Below are 20609 nucleotides of genomic sequence, written 5' to 3'. Positions count from 1 at the left end.
TTATAATGTATAAAGGAGTATATGTTGAGCGTTAATAAATTGGATAAAATGACGATTTTCAGGGCAAAGAAAGCAGTAAAAGCTTTTTCTGAAATTTTTGACGTAACGACTAAAACTCTTGATAGCTTTAAATTCAAAAGCGAAGAAAACCTTGTTGAAGGCATTGTCAAATATAGTGAAGTTGGAGGGGTAAAAAAAACACAAGATGATTATCCATGGATGGCAATGGTCAATGAGTTATCTGAGGATATAAATCTTAAGTTTTCATCTACTAATAAAACCCCTTCTGCTGTTGTGGGGATAAAAATCACAAAACAGCCTAGTAATGATGTTTTGTTTTTTCTTTTAACCTTTGGAATGCACACGTCTAGATTCATAAACATTGATAAGCTTGTTAACGACTTTGGTATTAAAGTCGCTATGAATATTTGTGACCCTGAAAATTTACGGAAAGTAAATACGATGACTCATTCATCAGTATCTACCTTAACTGATAGGCAAGCAAGCAAAGGAGCCAGTTTAGATATCTTTGATATTAACGATGAAAAGGAGTTTTTTAGATCTATTGCAGGAACGACTCATACAAACTATGACTTTATTAAATCATTTTCAGGCCGTAACTCAATTCAAGTAAATTTCAATAAAAAAGCTTTCGTAGACAATGATGATTTAATAAATATCTTACTGAAATTAGATACGGCTTACGAATTGCTTTCTTATAAAAAAAGTTTCCCTACATACGGGCGGTTAGATTTTGTTAGTGATAATGACCAAATAAAAGTTCTTGATAATATATTATTTGACAAGCTTAAATCGAATAAGCTCGATTCTATTCACTTATCTTCAAGTGTCATTGAAAGTGATGACCATGCTTTTTATAGTTATGAGGATATCCAGGACTCATCTGTAAAACATGATGAATTGAACATATATGAATTATTAAAAGCTCATCCTAAGTTCAATGTAAAATCATCTATTACGACTATAAAAAACTGGAAAATATATAGTGCTAGTGATGCTGGTGAATACTCAAGTATGAGAGCTTATGATTGTATTAATTTTGAAACTGTGATCAAAGGAGAAACCTTTATACTCACTGGAGGGGTATGGCGAAGTGTTAGTACTGATTTTAAAACACAAATCGATGACTACATTAAAAATAATGTAAATGACAACCAAGCAGCATATTTACCTAATGATGTTTCAATACATTGCATAGTGAAAGGTAAAGATAGATATAAAGAGGAGGTATATAATTCACATGTAGCTAAAAACTATAATGATATTTTCCTTTTTGATAAATCAAAAATTAAAATTGCAGATCAAAAGTTATATGAAATATGTGATTTATTTCATTCAGATAAAAACTTTATCCATGTGAAGGTTTTTAAATCAGGTACAAGCTCTTTAAGTCACCTTTTTCTACAATCTCGATTCTATATAGATGCATTTATTAAAGAAGAAGCAACTCGAAATTCTATGAGGGATTTTGTAAACAACAACACAAATAATGAAAATAAAAATAAAAACAAACAAACGTTTTTAACCTTAATTCCAAAAGATAGAAAGGATGTCCATGCTTCAAGTTATTCTATTATTTTGTGTATATTAACATTCGACAAAAACAAGAATATTGATAGTTTACCCTTCATGGTTAGATATGAACTAGCAAAAACTCATAAGTACCTATTAGAAGAAAGGGGGATAGAGTTATCATGCGCTATCAGGTTGGTGAAAAAATAAAACTAACAAGGCACTTAAAAGGACAAATAATAGTTGGTTTTTGCTCCTTCGTCGCTTATTTTAACCAACTATTATTTGCCTCTTAGTAAGGCGTTAGTTTCCTGTCGAGGTTTCGTGAAAAAATTTGCTCTTGCTATATCAATTGTGGCCTTAGTTGTTTTCTATTTTATTACAAAAGAACATAGTGAAATTGAAAAGTTTAGCGATAAAAATGATAGTGAAAACGCTGTTTCTAAAGACTTAAAGCGCAAAGAAAAATCAACGATTGAAACTGATATAGGTGTTAGTGAACTTGCATCCGCAGAAGAATACTTACTTGAAGCAAAAGAAATACGTCGTTGCAGCGCAATACCCAAAACTCAAGATGAACTTGATAAATGGATGAGCAAAGTAAATGAGGTGGGTGAGCCCTTCGAGTATATCGAAGAGGTTTTGTCTCGTTTTGAGCGCTGTTCACAATTTAATTTTATATCTGATGATTTTGTTGAATTACTTTTTAAAGCAATTGAATTAGGTTCCGATAATGCCGTAGCAGAGTTATGGGCTATTTCGGGTAGAGAATATTTTCAAAGTAAAGGCTTAGATGAATTAAGCAGAGAAGACACAATAAAGCAAAGAGTTAAATTTAATAAATTGAAATACCGCCTTTCCGAAAGTGTTGCTTTGACTGGTGGAGAGCAGTCAATATTAAGGCTGGTAAAAGAGTATCAAAATTACGATCCTGACACTGGAAACCCAAACTATTTAAAAGTCATAGCATATGCAGACTTTGGGTTAAAAATAGTAGAGGATAACGATATTTACTTGAAATTAGATTTTATCAAGCAGCGTATTCATCAAAATATGGAATTTCAAGATATTGAACAGGCGCAAATGCTAACTGAAAAGTTGTTGAATAAGTTTGGTGAAAATGGAAACTAACAAAACAATTAACAGAATTCGCTTCGCTCATTGGAAAAAATCCTCGCAGGCACCTTGTGCCAAAGCACTCGGTTTTTCCCGTTATTGTAAGCGTTATAAGACGAGGGAAGATATGAGTTTACCAAGGGAACAATTAGCAAAAGTCAGAACTCCGTTTAAGGTGAATGGGGTCAAACCCTGACTACAGACATCAAAAACCTTCGATGTGTGCTCATGCCACATATGCGAATATTCGATTTGAGCAAAATCTAAAAATCAAACCTGAAAGAATAGTTAAGATTTATTCAATTAATCTTTGCTCTAAAAGCGCAGCGCCTCTTACCCTCTTTGTAAATAAATCACTTTTACATGCTTTGCCAGTAACGTAAGCATGCTTTACGTCTATAAAATAGCCGTATAACTTCACATTTGTAGTAGACGCAGAGCTCGCTCGCGTGAAAAGCGCAGCTTTTAATAACTTAAAAAAGTTACTCGGTAGTAGTTAAATGTAACTATGTGTGTATTGAACACACCAACTAAGTTAATTGTTCAAGCTTCGTGATAAGCGCTAGAGCCTCTGCATTAGTTGACCCACACACATCAACTGTGGCACTAAAATCACTGCATACTTTTGGTCGAGACTCATCACCAAATAACTTACATAAATTGCGCTCATCTAGCTGAATACAACGTTCTCCGGCCTTTTTGCCATTTGGCATACCCGGTATTGGCGAGCTAATACTTGGCGCAATACAGCATGCACCGCAGCCTAATCGACACGTCATTGGCTCTGTTTTCATAACACCCTCAGTTTAAATTAACCACATATTTAACAATACAGACTCCTTTTTAGAGCCAAATATTTATTTGTAATACACATATGTAATGCTTTGTTACATCTTCAAACGCCTTGTAAACACTTTATTGCGTATTATTGCCCTATCACCACTTTTATGAAGGAATGCCTTGTGGCTACTAAAAAACAAATTGTTCTTCCAATCGCAGTTTTAGCTGCCGGAATTGCACTGGCAATTGGCTTTTCAAATATGAAAACCCCGCCTGAAGAAAAACCAGCGCAAGATACTCGTCCACTGGTTGCTGCGCAAACAGTCAACATTGATGCAAAAACACTCGACGTAAAATCGTACGGGGTTGTAAAACCTAAAGACCGTACCGAGCTAGTTGCACAAGTAAGTGGCCAAGTTATTTCCGTAGCAGATGAATTTGTTGAAGGTGCATTTGTAAAACAAGGCGACATATTAGCACGAATTGATCCAAATGATTACGAAGCCGATTTTATTGAAGCACAAGCAGGCCTTGCTCAAGCAAGTTCAGCCCTTGAAATAGAACGCGCCCAAGCACATGTAGCAAAAGCTGAATGGGAACGTATTAAATCAGACTCAAGTGACTCAACTGCATCAGAGCTTTATTTACGTAAACCGCAATTAGCCGAAAAGCTAGCGCGTTACCGCTCTGCACAAGCCAGTGTTAAACGTGCAAAACGTAACCTTGAACGCACTTATATAAAAGCCCCATACGACGCTATTATTAACGCACGCACAATAAGCTTAGGCTCTGTAGTAAACCCGGGCAGTAGCTTTGGCGCACTAAGTGCCACATCAGTGGCAGAAGTACGTTTACCTGTAGCAGATAGCGAAATGCAATACCTAGCCAATGGAGGCATTGGTGCTACTGTTACCCTTAATGCTGAATTTGCCGGCAAGCAAACGTCTTGGCAGGCCGAAGTTGTGCGCAGCGAAGGCGTAATAGATCAAGTAAGCCGTATGAGTTATTTAGTTGCACAACTACCAACGCCATACGCCGATAACACTAAGCCACTACGTTTTGGTTCATATATTAATGCAACCATTGAGGGCAGAGCCCTTGATAACGCAATTATTGTCCCGCATCACCTTGTTAAAGATAAACAAATTGCCATTTTAAACGCGAACAATACTCTAAGCTTTAAAACACTGAATATTGTACGTGAACAAGATGGCATGGTAATAGCCGATCAAGGGTTACAACTTGGCGAACAGTTAATTACCTCAGCACTAGAATACCCAAGCGAAGGAATGGCTGTTAAAACGGATGAAGATGACAAACAAGGTGAAGTAACACAGCTTGCTCTTAAAGAGGACACCCTATGAGTACCTCTGAAAAGGGCCTAATTGCCTGGTTTGCTCGCAACCCTGTTGCAGCAAATTTAATCATGATTTTTATTCTGGTTGGCGGTTTATTAACAGCCTTAACGATTCGTAAGCAAGCATTTCCGCAATTTGAAAGTAACTGGGTGAGTGTTCAAGCCGTTTACCCTGGCGCCGCACCGCAAGAGGTTGAAGAAGGCATTACAATAAAAATTGAAGAAAACCTAGAGGGATTAGAGGGTATTAAACGCTTTATAACTTACTCTAATCGCGGCTACGCACAAGCATGGATTGAAATTGAAGAAAAATACGACCTTCAAGAAGCTTTAGACGAGATAAAAGCCCAAGTAGATTCAATTAACTCGTTTCCTGCGGGTATGGAAAGGCCAATAATTCAGCGCGATAAGTTTCAACAAGAAGTGATGTTTATTGCGCTATATGGGGATATGACCTATGCCCAACTAAAAGAACTAGGTACCGATTTAGAAGATGAATTACTCGCTTTACCTGGTGTTAATTTAGTCAGTTTTTTTAGCGGCTTAAATTATGAAATAGGCATTGAGATTAGCCCCGACAAACTGCGTGAATACGGGCTTACTTTTAGAGATGTATCAAACGCTGTAAGAAACTTTTCAACTAATATGTCGGCTGGCCAAATCCGTTCAGATAACGGGTATATTTCTATGCGTGTTGAAAAACAAGCATATAAAGGCAATGAGTTTGAGCAGTTGCCTTTAATTACCCTTGCTGATGGCGCACAAATATATTTAGGCGATGTAGCCACCATTAACGATGGTTTTGAAGAAGGCTTATTATATTCAAAATACAATGGTAAAAATTCGTTAATGTTTGATATTGCAGCATCTAAAGATCAAGACATTACCGACGTTGCCAAAGTACTTAAAAATTACATGGCCGAAAAAGAATCTAAATTACCACAAGGCGTAAAACTAACCCCTATGGTTGATTTAACCTACTACCTGCAAGGTCGTCTCGATATGATGATTGATAACATGGTATGGGGTGGTGTTTTAGTTATGCTGGTGTTGGCATTGTTTTTACCGCTTAGATTAGCATTTTGGGTAATGATGGGTTTACCGGTTTCTTTTTTGGGTGCCTTTTTGTTCATGCCGATAGGCTTTTTAGATATCACCATTAATATGGTGTCGTTGTTTGCCTTTATTATTGTACTCGGTATTGTGGTGGACGATGCAATTGTTGTGGGCGAATCGGCCAGTGCCGAAATAGAAAAACACGGCCACTCACTCGATAACGTAATCCGTGGTGTTAAACGTGTTGCAATGCCCGCTACATTTGGCGTACTCACTACCATTGCTGCTTTTTTACCACAAGCTATGGCATCAGGCCCAGGCGCAGCATTTTCTAAAGCGATTGGTGTTGTTATTATTCTGTGTTTGATTTTTTCGTTAATTGAATCAAAACTTATTTTACCGGCTCATATTGCCGCAATGAACCCACGTAAACCTAATCCTAAAAACCCATTGCACAAGGTGCGTATGGTTGTTGATAAAGGCCTTAAATCGTTTGTTCAAAATTACTACACGCCATTTATAGGGCACTGTATTCATTATCGCTATACCGTAATTATTGGGTTTATATGTATTTTAATTATGAGCGCAGGCATGTTTGCAGGCGGTTTAGTTAAATTTGTACCAAACCCTAAAATACAACATGACTTTCCGCGTGTGGTTGTAGAAATGAATCTTGAATCATCAGAGCAAGCAACACTTGAAACAGCTAAAAAAATTGAAGCGGTACTTCTTAGTGTAGATGAAGAGCTTGAAGCACAATACGGTCAAAAAATGATACGTGACCTCTCGGTAAGCCTTCGTGGCCGTACCACTGCACAATTAATGGCTGTGCTCATTGAACCTGATAAACGCCCTATTGATACCTTCACCCTTAGCTCATTATGGCGTGAAAAAATGCCACCATTGCCGGGCGTTAAAACGTTGACTATTGAAGATAACTTATTTGGCGGCGGACGAGATGACGGCGACGTAAGTTTTAGACTGCAAGGTAAAGATACCGACAAACTAAAAGAAGTTGCTTCGTTATTAAAAACTAAATTACAAAGCATGGAAGGCGTAGGCGATGTTAACGACTCACTACAAAGCGCTACCGATGAAGTACAACTTGATTTAAAACCACTTGCATACAGCATGGGATTGACCCTTGCAGACGTTGCATCGCAAGTTAGCTTTAGTTATTACGGATTAGAGGCACAACGTATTTTACGTGAAGGCGAAGAGATCAGAGTGATGATCCGCTACCCTGAAAACGAACGTAACTCTATTAGTAACATACACAGCACACGTATTATCACGCCAACAGGTGTTGAAGTGCCGTTAAGTGAAGTTGCACAAATCAACATTGTAGATGGTGTAAACAGAATCCGCCGTGAAAACGCAAACAGAACAGTTAATGTATGGGCAGCCATTAATACTGATAAAGTTGAACCTTTTGCCATTGTAAAAGAAATCACTGACGAGTATTTACCAACCCTTTTACAAAATTACCCAGGTGTTACCAGTAATGTCGCTGGTCGAGTGCAAGAGGAAATGGAAAGTGCTGATGAGCAATTACGTGACTTTGCAATTTCACTAATGATTATATTTGCATTATTAGCTATTCCGCTTCGCTCATACTCACAACCATTGATCATTATGTCGGTTATTCCATTTGGTGTGGTCGGTGCAATGTTTGGCCATATGGTATTAGGTATGACCATGAGCGGCCTTTCAATGTTTGGCATCATTGCAGTAGCCGGTATTGTAGTTAACGATTCGTTAGTTATGGTTGACTTTGTAAATAAAGCGCGTGCTGAAGGTGTACCTATAAAAGAAGCGGTTATGCAAGCGGGAGCTCGTCGTTTTAGAGCTATATTGCTAACCTCAGTGACCACCTTTATTGGCGTGTTACCTATTATTATGGAAACGAGTTTACAGGCACAAATTGTAATACCTATGGCAGTATCACTCGCCTTTGGTGTGCTATTTGCCACCGTAATTACGCTTATTCTTATACCGTGTCAGTATGTCGCACTTGAAGATACAAAACGAATGATTCGTAAGTGGCGTGGTAAAAACCCTATTGTCGATGGCCAACCAACAACGACCAATAGCTAATTAAGTAAAACCCCCAACCAAGAAAAAGCTCGGCAACATGCCGAGCTTTTTATTTATCGTTAAAAATAACCTTCAATTATTTGCTAACTTCCCCTTTTCACTGGTTATTTTAACTCTCAGTTTACTTTCTTAAAGGATTAACCATGGGTACATTTCAACTTATTTTATTTATCATATTTGCAGTACTAACCATTGTTGGATACAGAAAAAATAACCGTAATTTAATGTTATTGGGTGCCATTGTTGTAGCGTTTGCCTTTATAGGATTAGATTTTATGATGGGGGTTGATCATAGCCTGTCTGCTTATTAATAGTTAACGGCAAAAATACACTAAATAGTAAAATTAGTGCTCGTTTTTTATACCCGATACGTTTAGGTACTTAATATTAAAAAGCATAACAATTAAGGAAAACCATGAATTCATCTCAAATAGATCACATTCCTCAAGAAGCGTTTGATTGGTATGACGAATATGCCCATGGTTTAATGGACCGTCGCACTTTTATGAAAAAACTAGGTGGCCTTGCAGCACTGGGAATTTCAATGAGTGTGCTCACCAGCGCGCTTTTACCTAACTACGCACTTGCAGAGCAAGTTTCGTTTAACGATGACGATATTAAAGCCACCTACGAAGAATTTGATTCGCCAAACGGGCATGGTAAGGGTAAAGGTTATTTAGCGGTGCCTAGCAAAATTGAAGGTAAACTGCCGGTTGTGTTAGTTATTCACGAAAACCGTGGTTTAAACCCTTACATAAAAGACGTAGCAAGACGCTTAGCCAAAAAAGGCTTTATTGCTTTTGCCCCCGACGCACTTTTCCCGCTTGGTGGCTATCCGGGCAATGACGATGAGGGCCGTGCAATGCAACGCACGATGGACAGAGCTAAAATTCAAAACGACTTTGTAGCCGCCGCTCACTTTTTAAAAGCCCACCCTAGCAGCAACGGCAAATTAGGCGCCGTAGGCTTTTGTTTTGGGGGTTATATTGTTAACTACTTAGCCGCAGTTGATAGTGACTTACTCAGCGCGGGCGTGCCCTTTTATGGCACACCTGCAAGTGAAAGCTTACACAAAAATATTAAAGCCCCTTTAATGATTCAATTAGGTGAACTTGATAAACGCGTTAACGCCACATGGCCTGAGTATGAAAAAAGCTTAAAAGCTAACAATGTTGAGTACACTATGCACATGTACGAAGGTGCTAATCATGGTTTTCATAACGACTCTACTGGGCGTTATGATGAGCAAAAAGCAGAGCTTGCTTGGCAGCGTACCTTAGCGTTTTTTAATGAAAAATTAAGCTAAACACCATAAAAAAAACGCCGCATAAGATGAATAATGTGGCGTTTTAAATTTAAGTATTTAGCGACTTAACTATGTAGATGTTTAGTTATTTACATATCTGCGCTTTAAAACAAGTAGCGATATAAAAACCAGAATAAACACACTAAACGCCCCAGCACTGCTTGAGCCATCTTTATTCTCTATTTTTGCTATTTTTTCTTCTTTAACCCGCGTTTTAAAGCGTGCCAATTCCGCATCTAAATTTAGGCTCATATCGGTAACCGCTAAATTAAACCCCTCAAGTGACTTTTCATTGAGCGTTTCGTCAATACCAATAGCGGTGGTTCTTTTTTCAAGCTTGCTGATGCCTGGTGCTCTAAAAAGCATTTTTTTACTTTTTATATCAAAAACAGCAGTGTCGACAAAGGTTTGAATAGTATTTTCGTTACCGGGAATAACGTACATACCTACAATGGTCCAATACAATAATGCGGCGTTATTTTCATAGGTTTGCGTTACTTGATCGTAAGAAACCAATGCCATTACGTCTACATCGTATAGTCGCCCTACTTGTTCAATCGCTGAAAACCCTTCCCCACCTTTAAGGTACGTACTTGGAATTACTTCTATGCGGTCAATGTAATCGTACTGCAAAAAAGATTTTTTAACTCTTTCGAGCAACTCTACCTCATTTTGACTTTCAATTGCGTTTGCTCGCCAATCTTTAGAAGGCACAAATGAAATGCCCACTGTAACAGGTAATTTTAACACTGGAATTTCTGGTTTATACGTAGCACGGCTATCTTCGTTTGGATAAAGAAAGTCAACCAAACTGCTAGAACGCGTATTTTTACCTGCATTATTACTCACAAGCGCACTACATGAGGTCAGTACAAAAACCATCAACATGACAAAAAACGTTATTTTTTTTCATTATTATTCCTTTTTAATTAAATTCAGTTATGTGTAAAAGCTCGCCTGATGGTCCCCATAAATAAATCACTTTACCCCACGGCTCTTGTTTTATCCCTTCAAAGCGAATATCAAAGTGAGTTAACTTACTAATAGTGTTAAAAGCTTCGTTTATGTTTAATACGCACACTTGCAGCATTAAATTTTCAGAAAATTCTTGGTTGTAGTAACGCTGTAAAAAGAGGCTGCATTCACCTGATGTTGCAATACTTAAATCAGCTGATGCCTGCTCAACATTAAAGCCCAGCGCCTGATAAAATGCACACGATTGTTGATAGTTTTTACATGGCACAAACACTCTGATGTCATCTATTTTCATTGTTTTCCTTTTATTATTTAGGTGCGGAAGGCTTAATAACTTATTTATGTAAGTGACTTTAATTAGGTTCTCATTTTTCTGAGCAATCGTCATCAAATAAACGTAAACCAAAACAGCTTATTAATGCTTTAGTTTTCAAACCGACCGTTCTCTGTATTTTGTGTTGATAAAAAAATAAATGAAGCAAAACTATAAGTTAAGTAGGATGACTTTAAAAATCAGCTGTTTTATAGTCGCGGAATACTTTCAATATAAAAAGGACATTTTAATGAAAAATATAAATAAATTAGTCATCATTTTCACTTGTTGCTTAAGTGCATTTTATATTCACGCTAAGCCATTTCTTTCACCTTATCCTGGTGCAAAATTACAAAATAAAGTGGTACTAGAAGGTGAACAAACTCGCCTTGTTACACAGTTTAATCGCAATGAAACAAAGGCCAAACAATTTACTTTTGACTCATTTATTGGCTTTGCGAGCCATTACTCTTACGATATAAAAAATGTGGCTTCTTTAAAGGTCACCAAAAACTATCAAGAAGCACTTAATAAAGCCGGCTTTACTATTAACTATATGTGTTCGCTAGATGAATGTTACTCAGGTGATAAGTACGAAGATAAAAAGCGGTTAGGCGAAAAATCTAGCTATTTTAACCTTGGTAGTGCATTTAGAAACCCCTATTATATATTCGCAACCAAAGGCACTGACAAACTTGAGGCTGCTATTGCTCTTTATGTAGGGCAATATAAAAATGAAACGGGTGTGCAGTTAACCACTATAGATATAAAAGAGATTGAAACCGGCTTAATAACCGCCGATCTCAGTGCACTTAAAACAACAACACATAAAAATAGTAATAAAGCCCCAAGAAAAGATAAAAAAGGAACTCAAGATCACCCTTTGCTGAGTCGTTATCCAGGTAGTTATATTGAGGATTTTAAGCAAGTAGACTACGAAGAATTTAACATTCCTGTGGGTGTTGTAGATAAAAAAACAAAACAGATCCCAACACTTGATGTGATTGGCGACATAACTCAGATTACTTATGTGGTAAATAACGTATCCTCTCTTAAAATTTACCACAATTATGTTGGCGCATTAGTTAAAGAGGGGTTTGAAACTGTATTTTCGTGCCAAAAGAGCTCATGTAGTAAAAATACTAATAAAAGAAAAATCAGAGAAGATATAAATCAGTTAGGTGATGTTTTAGCGGTTAAATTAATTTATAACTACTCAGGGCAACCTCGCTATCAGGTTATGAAAAAAACGCTTAATGAACAAACGACTTACGCTGCATTTTTTATAGGGAATTATCAAGGCCATTCACGTATTCAACTCGTGGTTATGCAAACCACTCCATTGCAAACTGGTTTAATCGAAACTAATAGCGACAAAGTACTAGAGCAGTTAGCGCAAAAAGGAAAAGCATCAATATACGGTGTGCAATTTGATTATGATAAAGCCAGTATTAAACCAGAGTCTAAGCAGGCTTTAGATACCATTGCACAAGTATTAGATAAAAATAAACAGCTGAGCTTATATGTAGTTGGGCACACAGACGATAAAGGGTCAGCTGAATATAATTTAAACCTTTCTAAGCGCCGGGCTGATGCTGTTGTTAAGGCGCTAATAACTAATTATGGCGTGTCAAAATCAAGACTGCTTGCTCATGGCGCAGGCCCATATTCACCGGTTGCCACAAACAATAACGAATTAGGGCGTGAGCTTAATCGCCGAGTTGAATTGGTTGAGAAATTATCAAATAAGAAAAATTAGCCTTTGTTTAAACCATAAAAATAAAGGGCGCTATAACAAGCGCCCTAAACTTATATAACATTTATTTTTTAGCTATAGCCTGCAAGACCGATGCTAAACCGGTGTGATACGAGCCCTCAAACACTTCTCGTTTTAATTCTTTTAAATGTACAAAACTAAGCCCTATTAAGTCATCCTCTAAATCGCTTTTTGAGGTTTTAGTATCTGCATCTGGGCCGCCGCCGGTATTATAGTTTACTTGCTCTGGTGTATAGGCCTCGAGTAAAAATACTCCAGCTGGCTTTAAACCTTTTACAGCACGTTTATATACAGCAGAGCGAACTGCGCTCGGTAAAGGGCAATAAATTGAGACGACTGCATCCCATGTTTCTTTTCCAAAATCAAATTCTGCTAAATCAGCATGTATTAGTTCAATGTTTACGCAATGCTCTTTTGCAAGTTTTTCTGCTTTTTCAAGGCCTACTTTCGAGCCATCAACCGCAGTAACCTCATAACCCATTTTTGCTAAAAATACCGCATTTCTCCCCTCGCCTTCGGCCAAGCTTATAACCCTGCCTTTAGGTAATTGTTTGTATTGCTGGGCTAAAAAATCGTTTGGCTCTTTGCCATAAGCGTATTGCTGAGTGTTATACCTTTCATCCCACATAATTACTCCTGAGCTAAAATTGTTTACACGTTCTGCATAAATTGCATTTTAGTTGCTTAATAATTCCACGAATAACGCGGGCAGTAAATAGGAAATCGTTCCTCTAAGATCAAGGTTTATCTTAGAGGCACATTTAGCCATAGTAGGGTTTATTAAATTGTGGTGATCGCATCAGTTTAACCTAACTAGCGATGTGAAAAGTGAAATAAATAGATTAGTGACAGAGTCTCTTGCCTAAAAAGTATGAGTAATGAGCGTCCGTAATGTTCAATTTAAAGATTCCTTTTCAACTATACATTAGATATAAAACTTAATAATTAACACAGCTTAGTGCTTAGCGATGCCTTAATCACTTTGCCTTCATTTATGTCTGCGTTAATCGTACAGCTTGCACCATTAATTAAGTTTAAATTAGGTGCAACATGCCCAATATCAGCATCAAACAGTACGGGGAAAATACATTTACCAAGTGCTAATTCTATTGCTTGGTAATAATCAATCTGCTTATGGGGGCTATCAATAATGGCACTGCGACCAAGTATAATACCGTTTACATCAGTAAGTACGCCATTTAGTTTTAATGCAATGAGACTACGTGCTACGGCTGTTGGGCTTAACTCTGCGTTTTCAAGAAAGAGCACAAGCCCCTCTGGTGCATACTCTTGTTTAAAGCGATGTAAATCGAGGTAAGGCGAGCCAAGCAACAAGTTAAGCGTGTCTAAACAACCGCCAAAAAGCCGGCCTGTAATTTCTAATTTACGCGCATCTTTGTAATTTAAGCATTGCCATTGCGTTGGCTCAGTAAGTTCAAACAACGCATCAGGGTCGCTCTCATAATTAATTAATTTAGTTTGGTATGATGCTGAAGGTACTTGTTCAAATTGCTCGCCTTTGGTGAGCGCTAAAACGTGAAAAACATTTATACAATTATGATCAGTTTCATTTGGATGTAGCTGCATTAAATTAGCTGTATGAAGGGTTGCCCAACCACAACGAGAAGTGAGCACACACGCTAATGTACTAACATCAGAGAACCCCACTAACCACTTAGGTTTAGCGGTTTTCACTGTGTTAAAGTCAATATATTGCAAAACTTCTAGCGCAAGCTCTCCACCCCATGGCGGCATAATTGCTGCTATATTATCGTCGGTAAGAAAGTGCATTAGCTCTAAAGCTCGATCTTTAGCGCTGATATTTTGCCTTACACTGTCACCTTCAATTACTTTATACCCTTGCGACTTTAAACCATTTAGCACAGTGTCTAATCGTGTTTGAAAGTGATTATCAACACCTGAAGAAAACGCACAAATTGCAATATTATCATTAGGTTTAAGTGGCTCAGGAAAATTAATTAAGGACATCAGTACTCTCAATCATTAGGATATAGTCAACCTAACGTACCCAATAAATTAAACAAAGTCGAGATTATTAAAGGCATAAAAAAACCGATGTAATCACATCGGCTTTTATGTAAACGCTAAAGTGAGGATATATTAAAGGTACTCAACTTCAATGATTTCGTATTCAACGTCGCCCTTTGGTGTTTTAATGGTGACTGCATCATCCATTTGTTTACCAATCAAACCACGAGCTATAGGTGAGTTAACAGAGATTAAGTTATTTTTAATATCTGCCTCATCATCGCCAACTATTTGGTATTTAACTTCGGCATCAGTTTCTACATTAACAATAGTTACTGTGGTGCCAAAAATAACCTTGCCTGTGTTAGGCATTTTAGTTACGTCGATTATTTGAACATTTGAAAGTTTAGCTTCAATTTCTTGAATACGACCTTCACAAAAACCCTGTTGCTCACGCGCAGCGTGGTACTCAGCGTTTTCTTTTAAGTCACCGTGTTCACGCGCATCAGCAATATCAGCGATGATTTTAGGACGGGTAACTGTTTTTAATTCGTTAAGCTCTTTACGCAGTAAATCTGCGCCACGAACTGTCATCGGAATTGTTTGCATATTTTCTCACTTAACACCAAGGCCTAATTAGGCCTTGGTACATTTCCTTAGTTCAATCGCAGGTGTAGCTCTTGAACTGACGCCACTTTACTGCGGTCATCTGCTTTGTTAGCAGTACAGTTAGCGAATGCCGCGTTCAAGGTAGTCGTATAGTTGGTTTTATTTTGCAATGCACCACGACGTAACACCTTCGAATCTTCGATCGCTTGGCGACCTTCGGTGGTATTAACGATATAGCTGTATTCTTTATTCTTAATGTAATCAAGAATATGTGGACGACCTTCGTAAACTTTGTTTACGCGACGAACGTTAATACCCGCTTCTTCAAGCGCTTTGGCTGTGCCACCTGTTGCGTCTAATTCAAAACCTAACTCAGTCATGATTTTAGCTAATTCAACAATACGTGACTTATCGCTATTACGAACAGATAATAACGCGCGACCACCGCGTGGTAAAGTATTGCTTGCACCTAATTGTGCTTTTGCGAATGCTTCGGCGAAAGTATCACCAACACCCATTACTTCACCTGTTGAGCGCATTTCTGGGCCACGGATAGGGTCTACACCTTGGAACTTAGCAAACGGTAAAACTACTTCTTTAACGCTGTAGTAAGGAGGGATAATTTCTTTAGTAATGCCTTGGCTCGCTAAAGATTGGCCCGCCATACAACGTGCAGCTACTTTTGCAAGTGCAACGCCGGTGGCTTTAGATACAAATGGAACCGTACGCGCAGCACGTGGGTTAACTTCAATTAAATACACTTTGCCATCTTTTACTGCAAACTGTGTATTCATTAAGCCTACAACACCTAGTTCAAGAGCCATATCGGTTACTTGCTTGCGCATTACATCTTGCACTTCTTGCGATAAAGAATGTGCTGGTAATGAACAGGCAGAGTCACCAGAGTGAACACCAGCTTGCTCAATGTGTTCCATAATACCGCCAATGATTACTTGCTCGCCGTCGCATATTGCGTCTACGTCAACTTCAATTGCGTTATCTAGGAAGTGGTCTAATAAAACAGGCGCTTCATTTGAGGCTTGAACTGCTTCGGTCATGTAACGGCGTAAATCGTCTTCGTCGTATACAATTTCCATTGCACGGCCACCTAATACATAAGATGGGCGAACAACCAGCGGGAAACCAATTTCAGCTGATTTTAAAATAGCTTCTTCAGTTGATGTAACCGTTGCGTTTTCTGGCTGTAGTAAATCTAGACGATCTACTAACTGTTGGAAACGCTCACGGTCTTCTGCACGGTCAATTGCATCTGGCGAAGTACCAATTACTGGCACGCCATTGGCTTCTAACTCACGTGCTAGTTTAAGTGGTGTTTGTCCACCGTATTGAACAATAACACCTTTTGGTTTTTCAACACGTACAATTTCTAGTACGTCTTCAAGCGTAATTGGCTCAAAGTAAAGTCGGTCAGATGTATCGTAATCGGTAGATACAGTTTCAGGGTTACAGTTAACCATGATGGTTTCGTAACCGTCGTCACGAAGTGCAAGCGCAGCATGTACACAACAGTAATCAAATTCAATACCTTGGCCGATACGGTTAGGACCGCCACCAATAACCATGATTTTATCTTTGTCTGTTGGGTTAGCTTCACACTCTTCATCATACGATGAGTACATGTAAGCGGTGTCTGAACTAAATTCTGCAGCACACGTATCTACACGCTTGTACACTGGCACAATATTTAGCTGATGACGTTTTTTACGAATTTCAGCTTCTGACACGCCGGCAATTTCAGCAATACGCGGGTCGGCAAAGCCTTTACGCTTAAGCTTGCGTAAAAAATCTGCATTAAGGCCAGCCATTCCGCCTTCAGCGATTCTTGCCTCATCTTTTAAAATGTCTTCAATTTGAACCAAGAACCAGCGGTTAACTTTAGTCAGCTCGTAAACGTCTTCAACGCTCATACCGTGTCGCATTGCATCTGCAATGTACCAAATACGCTCAGCGCCTGGCTCACGTAATTCACGGATGATTTTTTCTTTTGCCTTAGGGTCATCAAGTGCAACAATTGGATTAAAACCTGTTGCGCCAACTTCAAGACCACGTAATGCTTTGTGTAATGACTCTTGTTGGTTACGACCAATTGCCATTACTTCGCCTACTGATTTCATTTGCGTGGTTAAACGGTCGTTAGCACCAGCAAATTTCTCAAAGTTAAAGCGAGGTATTTTAGTTACAACGTAATCAATTGAAGGCTCAAAAGAGGCTGGTGTTTTACCGCCAGTGATATCGTTTTGAAGTTCGTCAAGCGTGTAGCCTACTGCAAGTTTTGCTGCAATTTTAGCAATTGGGAAACCCGTTGCTTTAGAGGCTAGTGCCGATGAGCGCGATACACGTGGGTTCATCTCAATGATAACCATACGGCCATCTTTAGGATTAATACCAAATTGTACGTTAGAGCCACCGGTTTCAACACCAATTTCACGCAGTACTGCCATAGAGGCATTACGCATAATTTGGTATTCTTTGTCGGTTAACGTTTGCGCTGGTGCAACAGTGATTGAATCACCTGTGTGCACGCCCATTGGGTCAAAGTTTTCAATAGTACAAACAATAATACAGTTGTCTTTTTTGTCACGAACAACTTCTGTTTCGTATTCTTTCCAACCAATCAGTGATTCATCAATTAGTAATTCGTTGGTAGGTGATAAGTCTAAACCACGCTCACAAATTTCTTCAAACTCTTCCATGTTGTAAGCAACACCGCCACCGGTGCCACCCATGGTGAAAGAAGGACGAATGATACACGGTAAGCCTATGCGGCTCATCGTATCTTTAGCTTCTTCCATTGAGTGTGCTATCTCTGCACGAGGACACTCAAGACCAATATTTTTCATTGCAGTGTCAAAGCGTTCACGGTTTTCGGCTTTGTCTATTGCATCAGCTGTTGCGCCAATTAACTCTACGCCATGCTTAGCCAATACACCGTGCTTGTCTAAATCAAGTGCACAGTTTAATGCTGTTTGGCCGCCCATTGTAGGCAGGACTGCATCTGGCTTTTCTTTTTCGATGATTTTTTCTACTACTTCCCAGTGAATTGGTTCGATGTATGTTGCATCAGCCATTTCTGGGTCAGTCATAATCGTTGCTGGGTTTGAGTTAACAAGAATAACTCTATAGCCTTCTTCTCTAAGTGCTTTACACGCTTGTGCACCAGAGTAGTCAAATTCACAAGCTTGACCAATAACAATTGGGCCTGCGCCTAAGATAAGAATGCTTTTTATGTCGGTACGTTTTGGCATTATTACTCCAGTTAAATTAGTGTTTACGCGCTTGCATCAAATCGATGAAGTGGTCAAATAATGGGGCTGCATCATGCGGGCCAGGACTTGCCTCAGGGTGACCCTGAAAACTAAATGCTGGCTTATCTGTACGATGAATACCCTGAAGCGTACCGTCAAACAGTGATTTGTGTGTTGCACGAAGCGTGCTTGGTAGGCTTGATTCTTGGGCTGCAAAACCATGGTTTTGCGCTGTGATCATCACTACATCGCGGTCTAGATCTTTAACTGGGTGGTTACCACCATGATGGCCAAATTTCATTTTTTCTGTTTTAGCACCTGAAGCAAGCGCTAATAACTGGTGACCTAAACAAATACCAAAAATGGGTGTGTCGGTTTCTAAAAATGATTTTATCGCGTCAATTGCGTATGTACATGGCTCAGGATCGCCAGGGCCATTAGATAAGAAAATACCATCGGGGTTTAATGCGAGTACTTCAGCAGCACTAGTTTGTGCAGGTACTACGGTAAGTTTACAACCACGGTCAACAAGCATACGTAATATATTACGCTTAACACCGAAGTCATAGGCTACAACATGAAACTTTTCATCGGCGGTATCTAAGGTTTTAAACCCCTCGCCTAATGTCCAGCTTGATTCGCGCCACTCAAAATTTTCCTTGGTTGAGACAACTTTTGCTAAATCCATACCTTTTAAGCCTGGGAAGGCTTGCGCGGCTTGTAGCGCTTTTTGTTCGTCTAGTTCGTCACCAGCAATAATACAACCATTTTGAGCGCCTTTGTCGCGCAAAATACGTGTTAGCTTTCTGGTGTCGATGTCCGCAATACCTAAAATATTACGTTCTTTCAAGTAATCATCTAACGATTGCTCGTTACGAAAGTTACTTGCTAGCAGTGGCAAATCACGGATCACTAGGCCTTTAGCCCATATTTGATTCGCTTCTTCGTCTTCGCTGTTGGTACCCGTATTACCGATATGTGGGTACGTCAAAGTTACGATTTGTTCCGCGTACGAAGGGTCAGTCAAAATTTCTTGATAACCAGTCATAGACGTATTGAATACCACTTCACCGACTGACATGCCGTCAGCGCCGATTGCAGTACCGCGAAACACTGTGCCGTCTTCTAGGACTAACAGAGCGGATTTAGTCAAGTTAAACCTCCTAACAGTAAAAAACGGGAGTAAGCAAATTGCTTATCACCCCGCCAATACCCAGAGGGATCGTCAAAACCAGATTTTGTATGAGATTAAATTGTTTTACGCAGTCTTAAATGAGGCCGATATAACCGCTAAATCTTCAACATTTTTTCTTGCCTAAAACTCTTATCATTCCCACTGAACCCCTGATTTTACTAGCCACTTGGGTATAATTGGAAACACGCATTTAGTAATTTTTGGCAAATTGGCTGTATACTACATGATGTTGAGTTTTAGGTCTAACATTATTTGGTAAATCATAACAAATAAGTGCTTTTAGCTAAAATTAGACCCAAACACCCAAAATAGATACTAAACTACTTTAAATCGAGCACATCTTGCATGTCATAAAGTCCTACCGGTTTATTTTGCAACCAGCTTGCAGCTCTTATAGCGCCTAGCGCAAAGGTCATTCTCGAACTTGCTTTGTGCGTTAATTCAAGCCTTTCCCCCATTGTGGCAAAATATGCGGTATGTTCACCTACTATGTCACCTCCTCTTAGGACTGAATAACCAATTTCGTTTTGAGATTTTTCAGTTTCAATTTGGCTTCGATCGTATACAGCAACCTCTTCGTGGTTCCATCCTTTTGCATCTGCAATTGACTCACCAATTGCCAGAGCCGTACCCGATGGCGCATCGATTTTATGACGGTGATGCGCTTCAAATATCTCAATATCTAAATCGTCACCGAACTTAGTGGCAGCCGTTTGAACTAAATTTAGTAACACATTTACACCAACACTGTAGTTACGAGCAAATACAATAGGTATATGTTTAGCAGCATTTTCTAATAATGCCATGTCATCGGCCGTTAAACCTGTTGTGCCAATAACTAAAGGAAGAGATTGTTCAACAGCACGCTTTAAGTGGCTACGCATACCATCTGGCAGGGTGAAATCAATTAAAACATCAACACTTTCGAGCGTGTTTTCGTCGCTAAAACATACGCTCTTATCGGCAGCGCTATTTATTTGGTTTACATTAACTCCAATTAACGATGACCCACTGCGAACATAGGCGCCTGTTAGTTGTGTTTGCTCTTTTATTGTTGCGGCTTCCAATAAAGCTAAACCCATTCTGCCATTAGCACCAAAAACACCTATTCGAATCATCACTATGCCTTAATTTATTTTTGTTTAAACCGTAAACCGATCGTTTTGTATATATTGAGTGTATATACCGCTCAGTTAACATCAATCACTGAAAGTAACGTACTTAGTAGATTTTATCTAAA

The 20609-nt window shown here is 38.9% G+C and carries 16 protein-coding genes; 7 read left to right on the top strand and 9 right to left on the bottom strand.

Going from position 1 to position 20609, the window contains the following annotated elements; all coding sequences use genetic code 11:
• The first annotated feature begins 21 nt into the window (after nucleotides 1-21).
• Together P20480_RS03195 and P20480_RS03200 are read left to right on the top strand one after the other, a co-directional pair.
• Nucleotides 22-1743: a DUF6119 family protein gene (locus P20480_RS03195; RefSeq protein ID WP_008132104.1), complete on the top strand. Its 1722-nt coding sequence runs from the start codon at nucleotides 22-24 to the stop codon at nucleotides 1741-1743.
• A gap of 114 nt (nucleotides 1744-1857) precedes the next feature.
• On the top strand, nucleotides 1858-2664 hold the full coding sequence (locus P20480_RS03200) for a hypothetical protein (RefSeq protein WP_008132100.1): 807 nt from the start codon (nucleotides 1858-1860) through the stop codon (nucleotides 2662-2664).
• 515 nt (nucleotides 2665-3179) lie between these two features.
• On the opposite strand, the gene P20480_RS03205 is transcribed toward P20480_RS03200, so the two are convergent.
• Complete coding sequence (locus P20480_RS03205; RefSeq protein WP_008132097.1) at nucleotides 3180-3443, bottom strand: YkgJ family cysteine cluster protein; 264 nt, start codon at nucleotides 3441-3443, stop codon at nucleotides 3180-3182.
• A gap of 168 nt (nucleotides 3444-3611) precedes the next feature.
• Here P20480_RS03205 and P20480_RS03210 point away from each other — a divergent pair, with 168 nt between their 5' ends.
• The 4 genes from P20480_RS03210 (at nucleotide 3612) to P20480_RS03220 (ending at nucleotide 9245) form a co-directional block, all read left to right on the top strand.
• Nucleotides 3612-4793, top strand: a complete 1182-nt coding sequence (locus P20480_RS03210; RefSeq protein ID WP_008132095.1) for an efflux RND transporter periplasmic adaptor subunit — start codon at nucleotides 3612-3614, stop codon at nucleotides 4791-4793.
• Complete coding sequence (locus tag P20480_RS03215; protein ID WP_008132094.1) at nucleotides 4790-7939, top strand: efflux RND transporter permease subunit; 3150 nt, start codon at nucleotides 4790-4792, stop codon at nucleotides 7937-7939. Before P20480_RS03210 ends, P20480_RS03215 begins: the two co-directional genes overlap by 4 nt.
• 143 nt (nucleotides 7940-8082) lie before the next feature.
• Complete coding sequence (locus P20480_RS19610) at nucleotides 8083-8250, top strand: hypothetical protein (protein ID WP_008132091.1); 168 nt, start codon at nucleotides 8083-8085, stop codon at nucleotides 8248-8250.
• Nucleotides 8251-8354: 104 nt separating this feature from the next.
• Complete coding sequence (locus P20480_RS03220) at nucleotides 8355-9245, top strand: dienelactone hydrolase family protein (protein ID WP_008132090.1); 891 nt, start codon at nucleotides 8355-8357, stop codon at nucleotides 9243-9245.
• 81 nt (nucleotides 9246-9326) lie between these two features.
• On the opposite strand, the gene rhlP is transcribed toward P20480_RS03220, so the two are convergent.
• Together rhlP and P20480_RS03230 are read right to left on the bottom strand one after the other, a co-directional pair.
• Nucleotides 9327-10133 (bottom strand): rhombotarget lipoprotein, encoded by an 807-nt coding sequence (gene rhlP / locus P20480_RS03225; protein ID WP_008132088.1) that lies wholly within the window; start codon nucleotides 10131-10133, stop codon nucleotides 9327-9329.
• A 37-nt stretch (nucleotides 10134-10170) separates the two neighbouring features.
• Entirely contained in the window at nucleotides 10171-10515 is a 345-nt protein-coding gene (locus P20480_RS03230) for a VOC family protein (RefSeq protein WP_008132086.1), read from the bottom strand.
• A gap of 268 nt (nucleotides 10516-10783) precedes the next feature.
• On the opposite strand from P20480_RS03230, the gene P20480_RS03235 reads away from it, so the two are divergent.
• Entirely contained in the window at nucleotides 10784-12292 is a 1509-nt protein-coding gene (locus P20480_RS03235; RefSeq protein WP_008132082.1) for an OmpA family protein, read from the top strand.
• Between the two features lie 61 nt (nucleotides 12293-12353).
• On the opposite strand, the gene P20480_RS03240 is transcribed toward P20480_RS03235, so the two are convergent.
• From P20480_RS03240 to dapB, 6 genes are all read right to left on the bottom strand, one after another.
• Nucleotides 12354-12938, bottom strand: coding sequence for a class I SAM-dependent methyltransferase (locus P20480_RS03240; protein ID WP_008132081.1), 585 nt, complete (start codon nucleotides 12936-12938; stop codon nucleotides 12354-12356).
• Nucleotides 12939-13255: 317 nt separating this feature from the next.
• Nucleotides 13256-14299: a S66 family peptidase gene (locus P20480_RS03245; protein ID WP_008132079.1), complete on the bottom strand. Its 1044-nt coding sequence runs from the start codon at nucleotides 14297-14299 to the stop codon at nucleotides 13256-13258.
• A gap of 132 nt (nucleotides 14300-14431) precedes the next feature.
• Complete coding sequence (gene greA / locus P20480_RS03250) at nucleotides 14432-14908, bottom strand: transcription elongation factor GreA (RefSeq protein ID WP_006792433.1); 477 nt, start codon at nucleotides 14906-14908, stop codon at nucleotides 14432-14434.
• 47 nt (nucleotides 14909-14955) lie between these two features.
• The gene (gene carB / locus P20480_RS03255; protein WP_008132078.1) at nucleotides 14956-18174 is read right to left on the bottom strand and encodes a carbamoyl-phosphate synthase large subunit; all 3219 of its coding nucleotides are present in this window, start codon (nucleotides 18172-18174) and stop codon (nucleotides 14956-14958) included.
• A gap of 16 nt (nucleotides 18175-18190) precedes the next feature.
• Nucleotides 18191-19327 (bottom strand): glutamine-hydrolyzing carbamoyl-phosphate synthase small subunit, encoded by a 1137-nt coding sequence (gene carA / locus P20480_RS03260; RefSeq protein ID WP_008132077.1) that lies wholly within the window; start codon nucleotides 19325-19327, stop codon nucleotides 18191-18193.
• Nucleotides 19328-19689: 362 nt separating this feature from the next.
• Nucleotides 19690-20487, bottom strand: a complete 798-nt coding sequence (gene dapB, locus P20480_RS03265; RefSeq protein WP_008132076.1) for a 4-hydroxy-tetrahydrodipicolinate reductase — start codon at nucleotides 20485-20487, stop codon at nucleotides 19690-19692.
• Nucleotides 20488-20609 lie beyond the last annotated feature (122 nt).

Origin of the sequence: Pseudoalteromonas sp. BSi20480 (assembly GCF_000241365.1) — a bacterium.
GTDB lineage: Bacteria > Pseudomonadota > Gammaproteobacteria > Enterobacterales > Alteromonadaceae > Pseudoalteromonas > Pseudoalteromonas marina.
This window is presented reverse-complemented; position numbering and strand designations above follow the sequence as displayed.

Coding starts and splice junctions, on each gene's coding strand:
- dapB (WP_008132076.1), bottom strand. CDS start 20,487: ATGATTCGAATAGGTGTTTTTGGTGCTAATGGCAGAATGGGTTTAGCT.
- P20480_RS03235 (WP_008132082.1), top strand. CDS start 10,784: ATGAAAAATATAAATAAATTAGTCATCATTTTCACTTGTTGCTTAAGT.
- P20480_RS03205 (WP_008132097.1), bottom strand. CDS start 3,443: ATGAAAACAGAGCCAATGACGTGTCGATTAGGCTGCGGTGCATGCTGT.
- P20480_RS03245 (WP_008132079.1), bottom strand. CDS start 14,299: ATGTCCTTAATTAATTTTCCTGAGCCACTTAAACCTAATGATAATATT.
- P20480_RS03215 (WP_008132094.1), top strand. CDS start 4,790: ATGAGTACCTCTGAAAAGGGCCTAATTGCCTGGTTTGCTCGCAACCCT.
- P20480_RS19610 (WP_008132091.1), top strand. CDS start 8,083: ATGGGTACATTTCAACTTATTTTATTTATCATATTTGCAGTACTAACC.
- greA (WP_006792433.1), bottom strand. CDS start 14,908: ATGCAAACAATTCCGATGACAGTTCGTGGCGCAGATTTACTGCGTAAA.
- rhlP (WP_008132088.1), bottom strand. CDS start 10,133: ATGTTGATGGTTTTTGTACTGACCTCATGTAGTGCGCTTGTGAGTAAT.
- P20480_RS03240 (WP_008132081.1), bottom strand. CDS start 12,938: ATGTGGGATGAAAGGTATAACACTCAGCAATACGCTTATGGCAAAGAG.
- P20480_RS03230 (WP_008132086.1), bottom strand. CDS start 10,515: ATGAAAATAGATGACATCAGAGTGTTTGTGCCATGTAAAAACTATCAA.
- carB (WP_008132078.1), bottom strand. CDS start 18,174: ATGCCAAAACGTACCGACATAAAAAGCATTCTTATCTTAGGCGCAGGC.
- P20480_RS03220 (WP_008132090.1), top strand. CDS start 8,355: ATGAATTCATCTCAAATAGATCACATTCCTCAAGAAGCGTTTGATTGG.
- P20480_RS03195 (WP_008132104.1), top strand. CDS start 22: ATGTTGAGCGTTAATAAATTGGATAAAATGACGATTTTCAGGGCAAAG.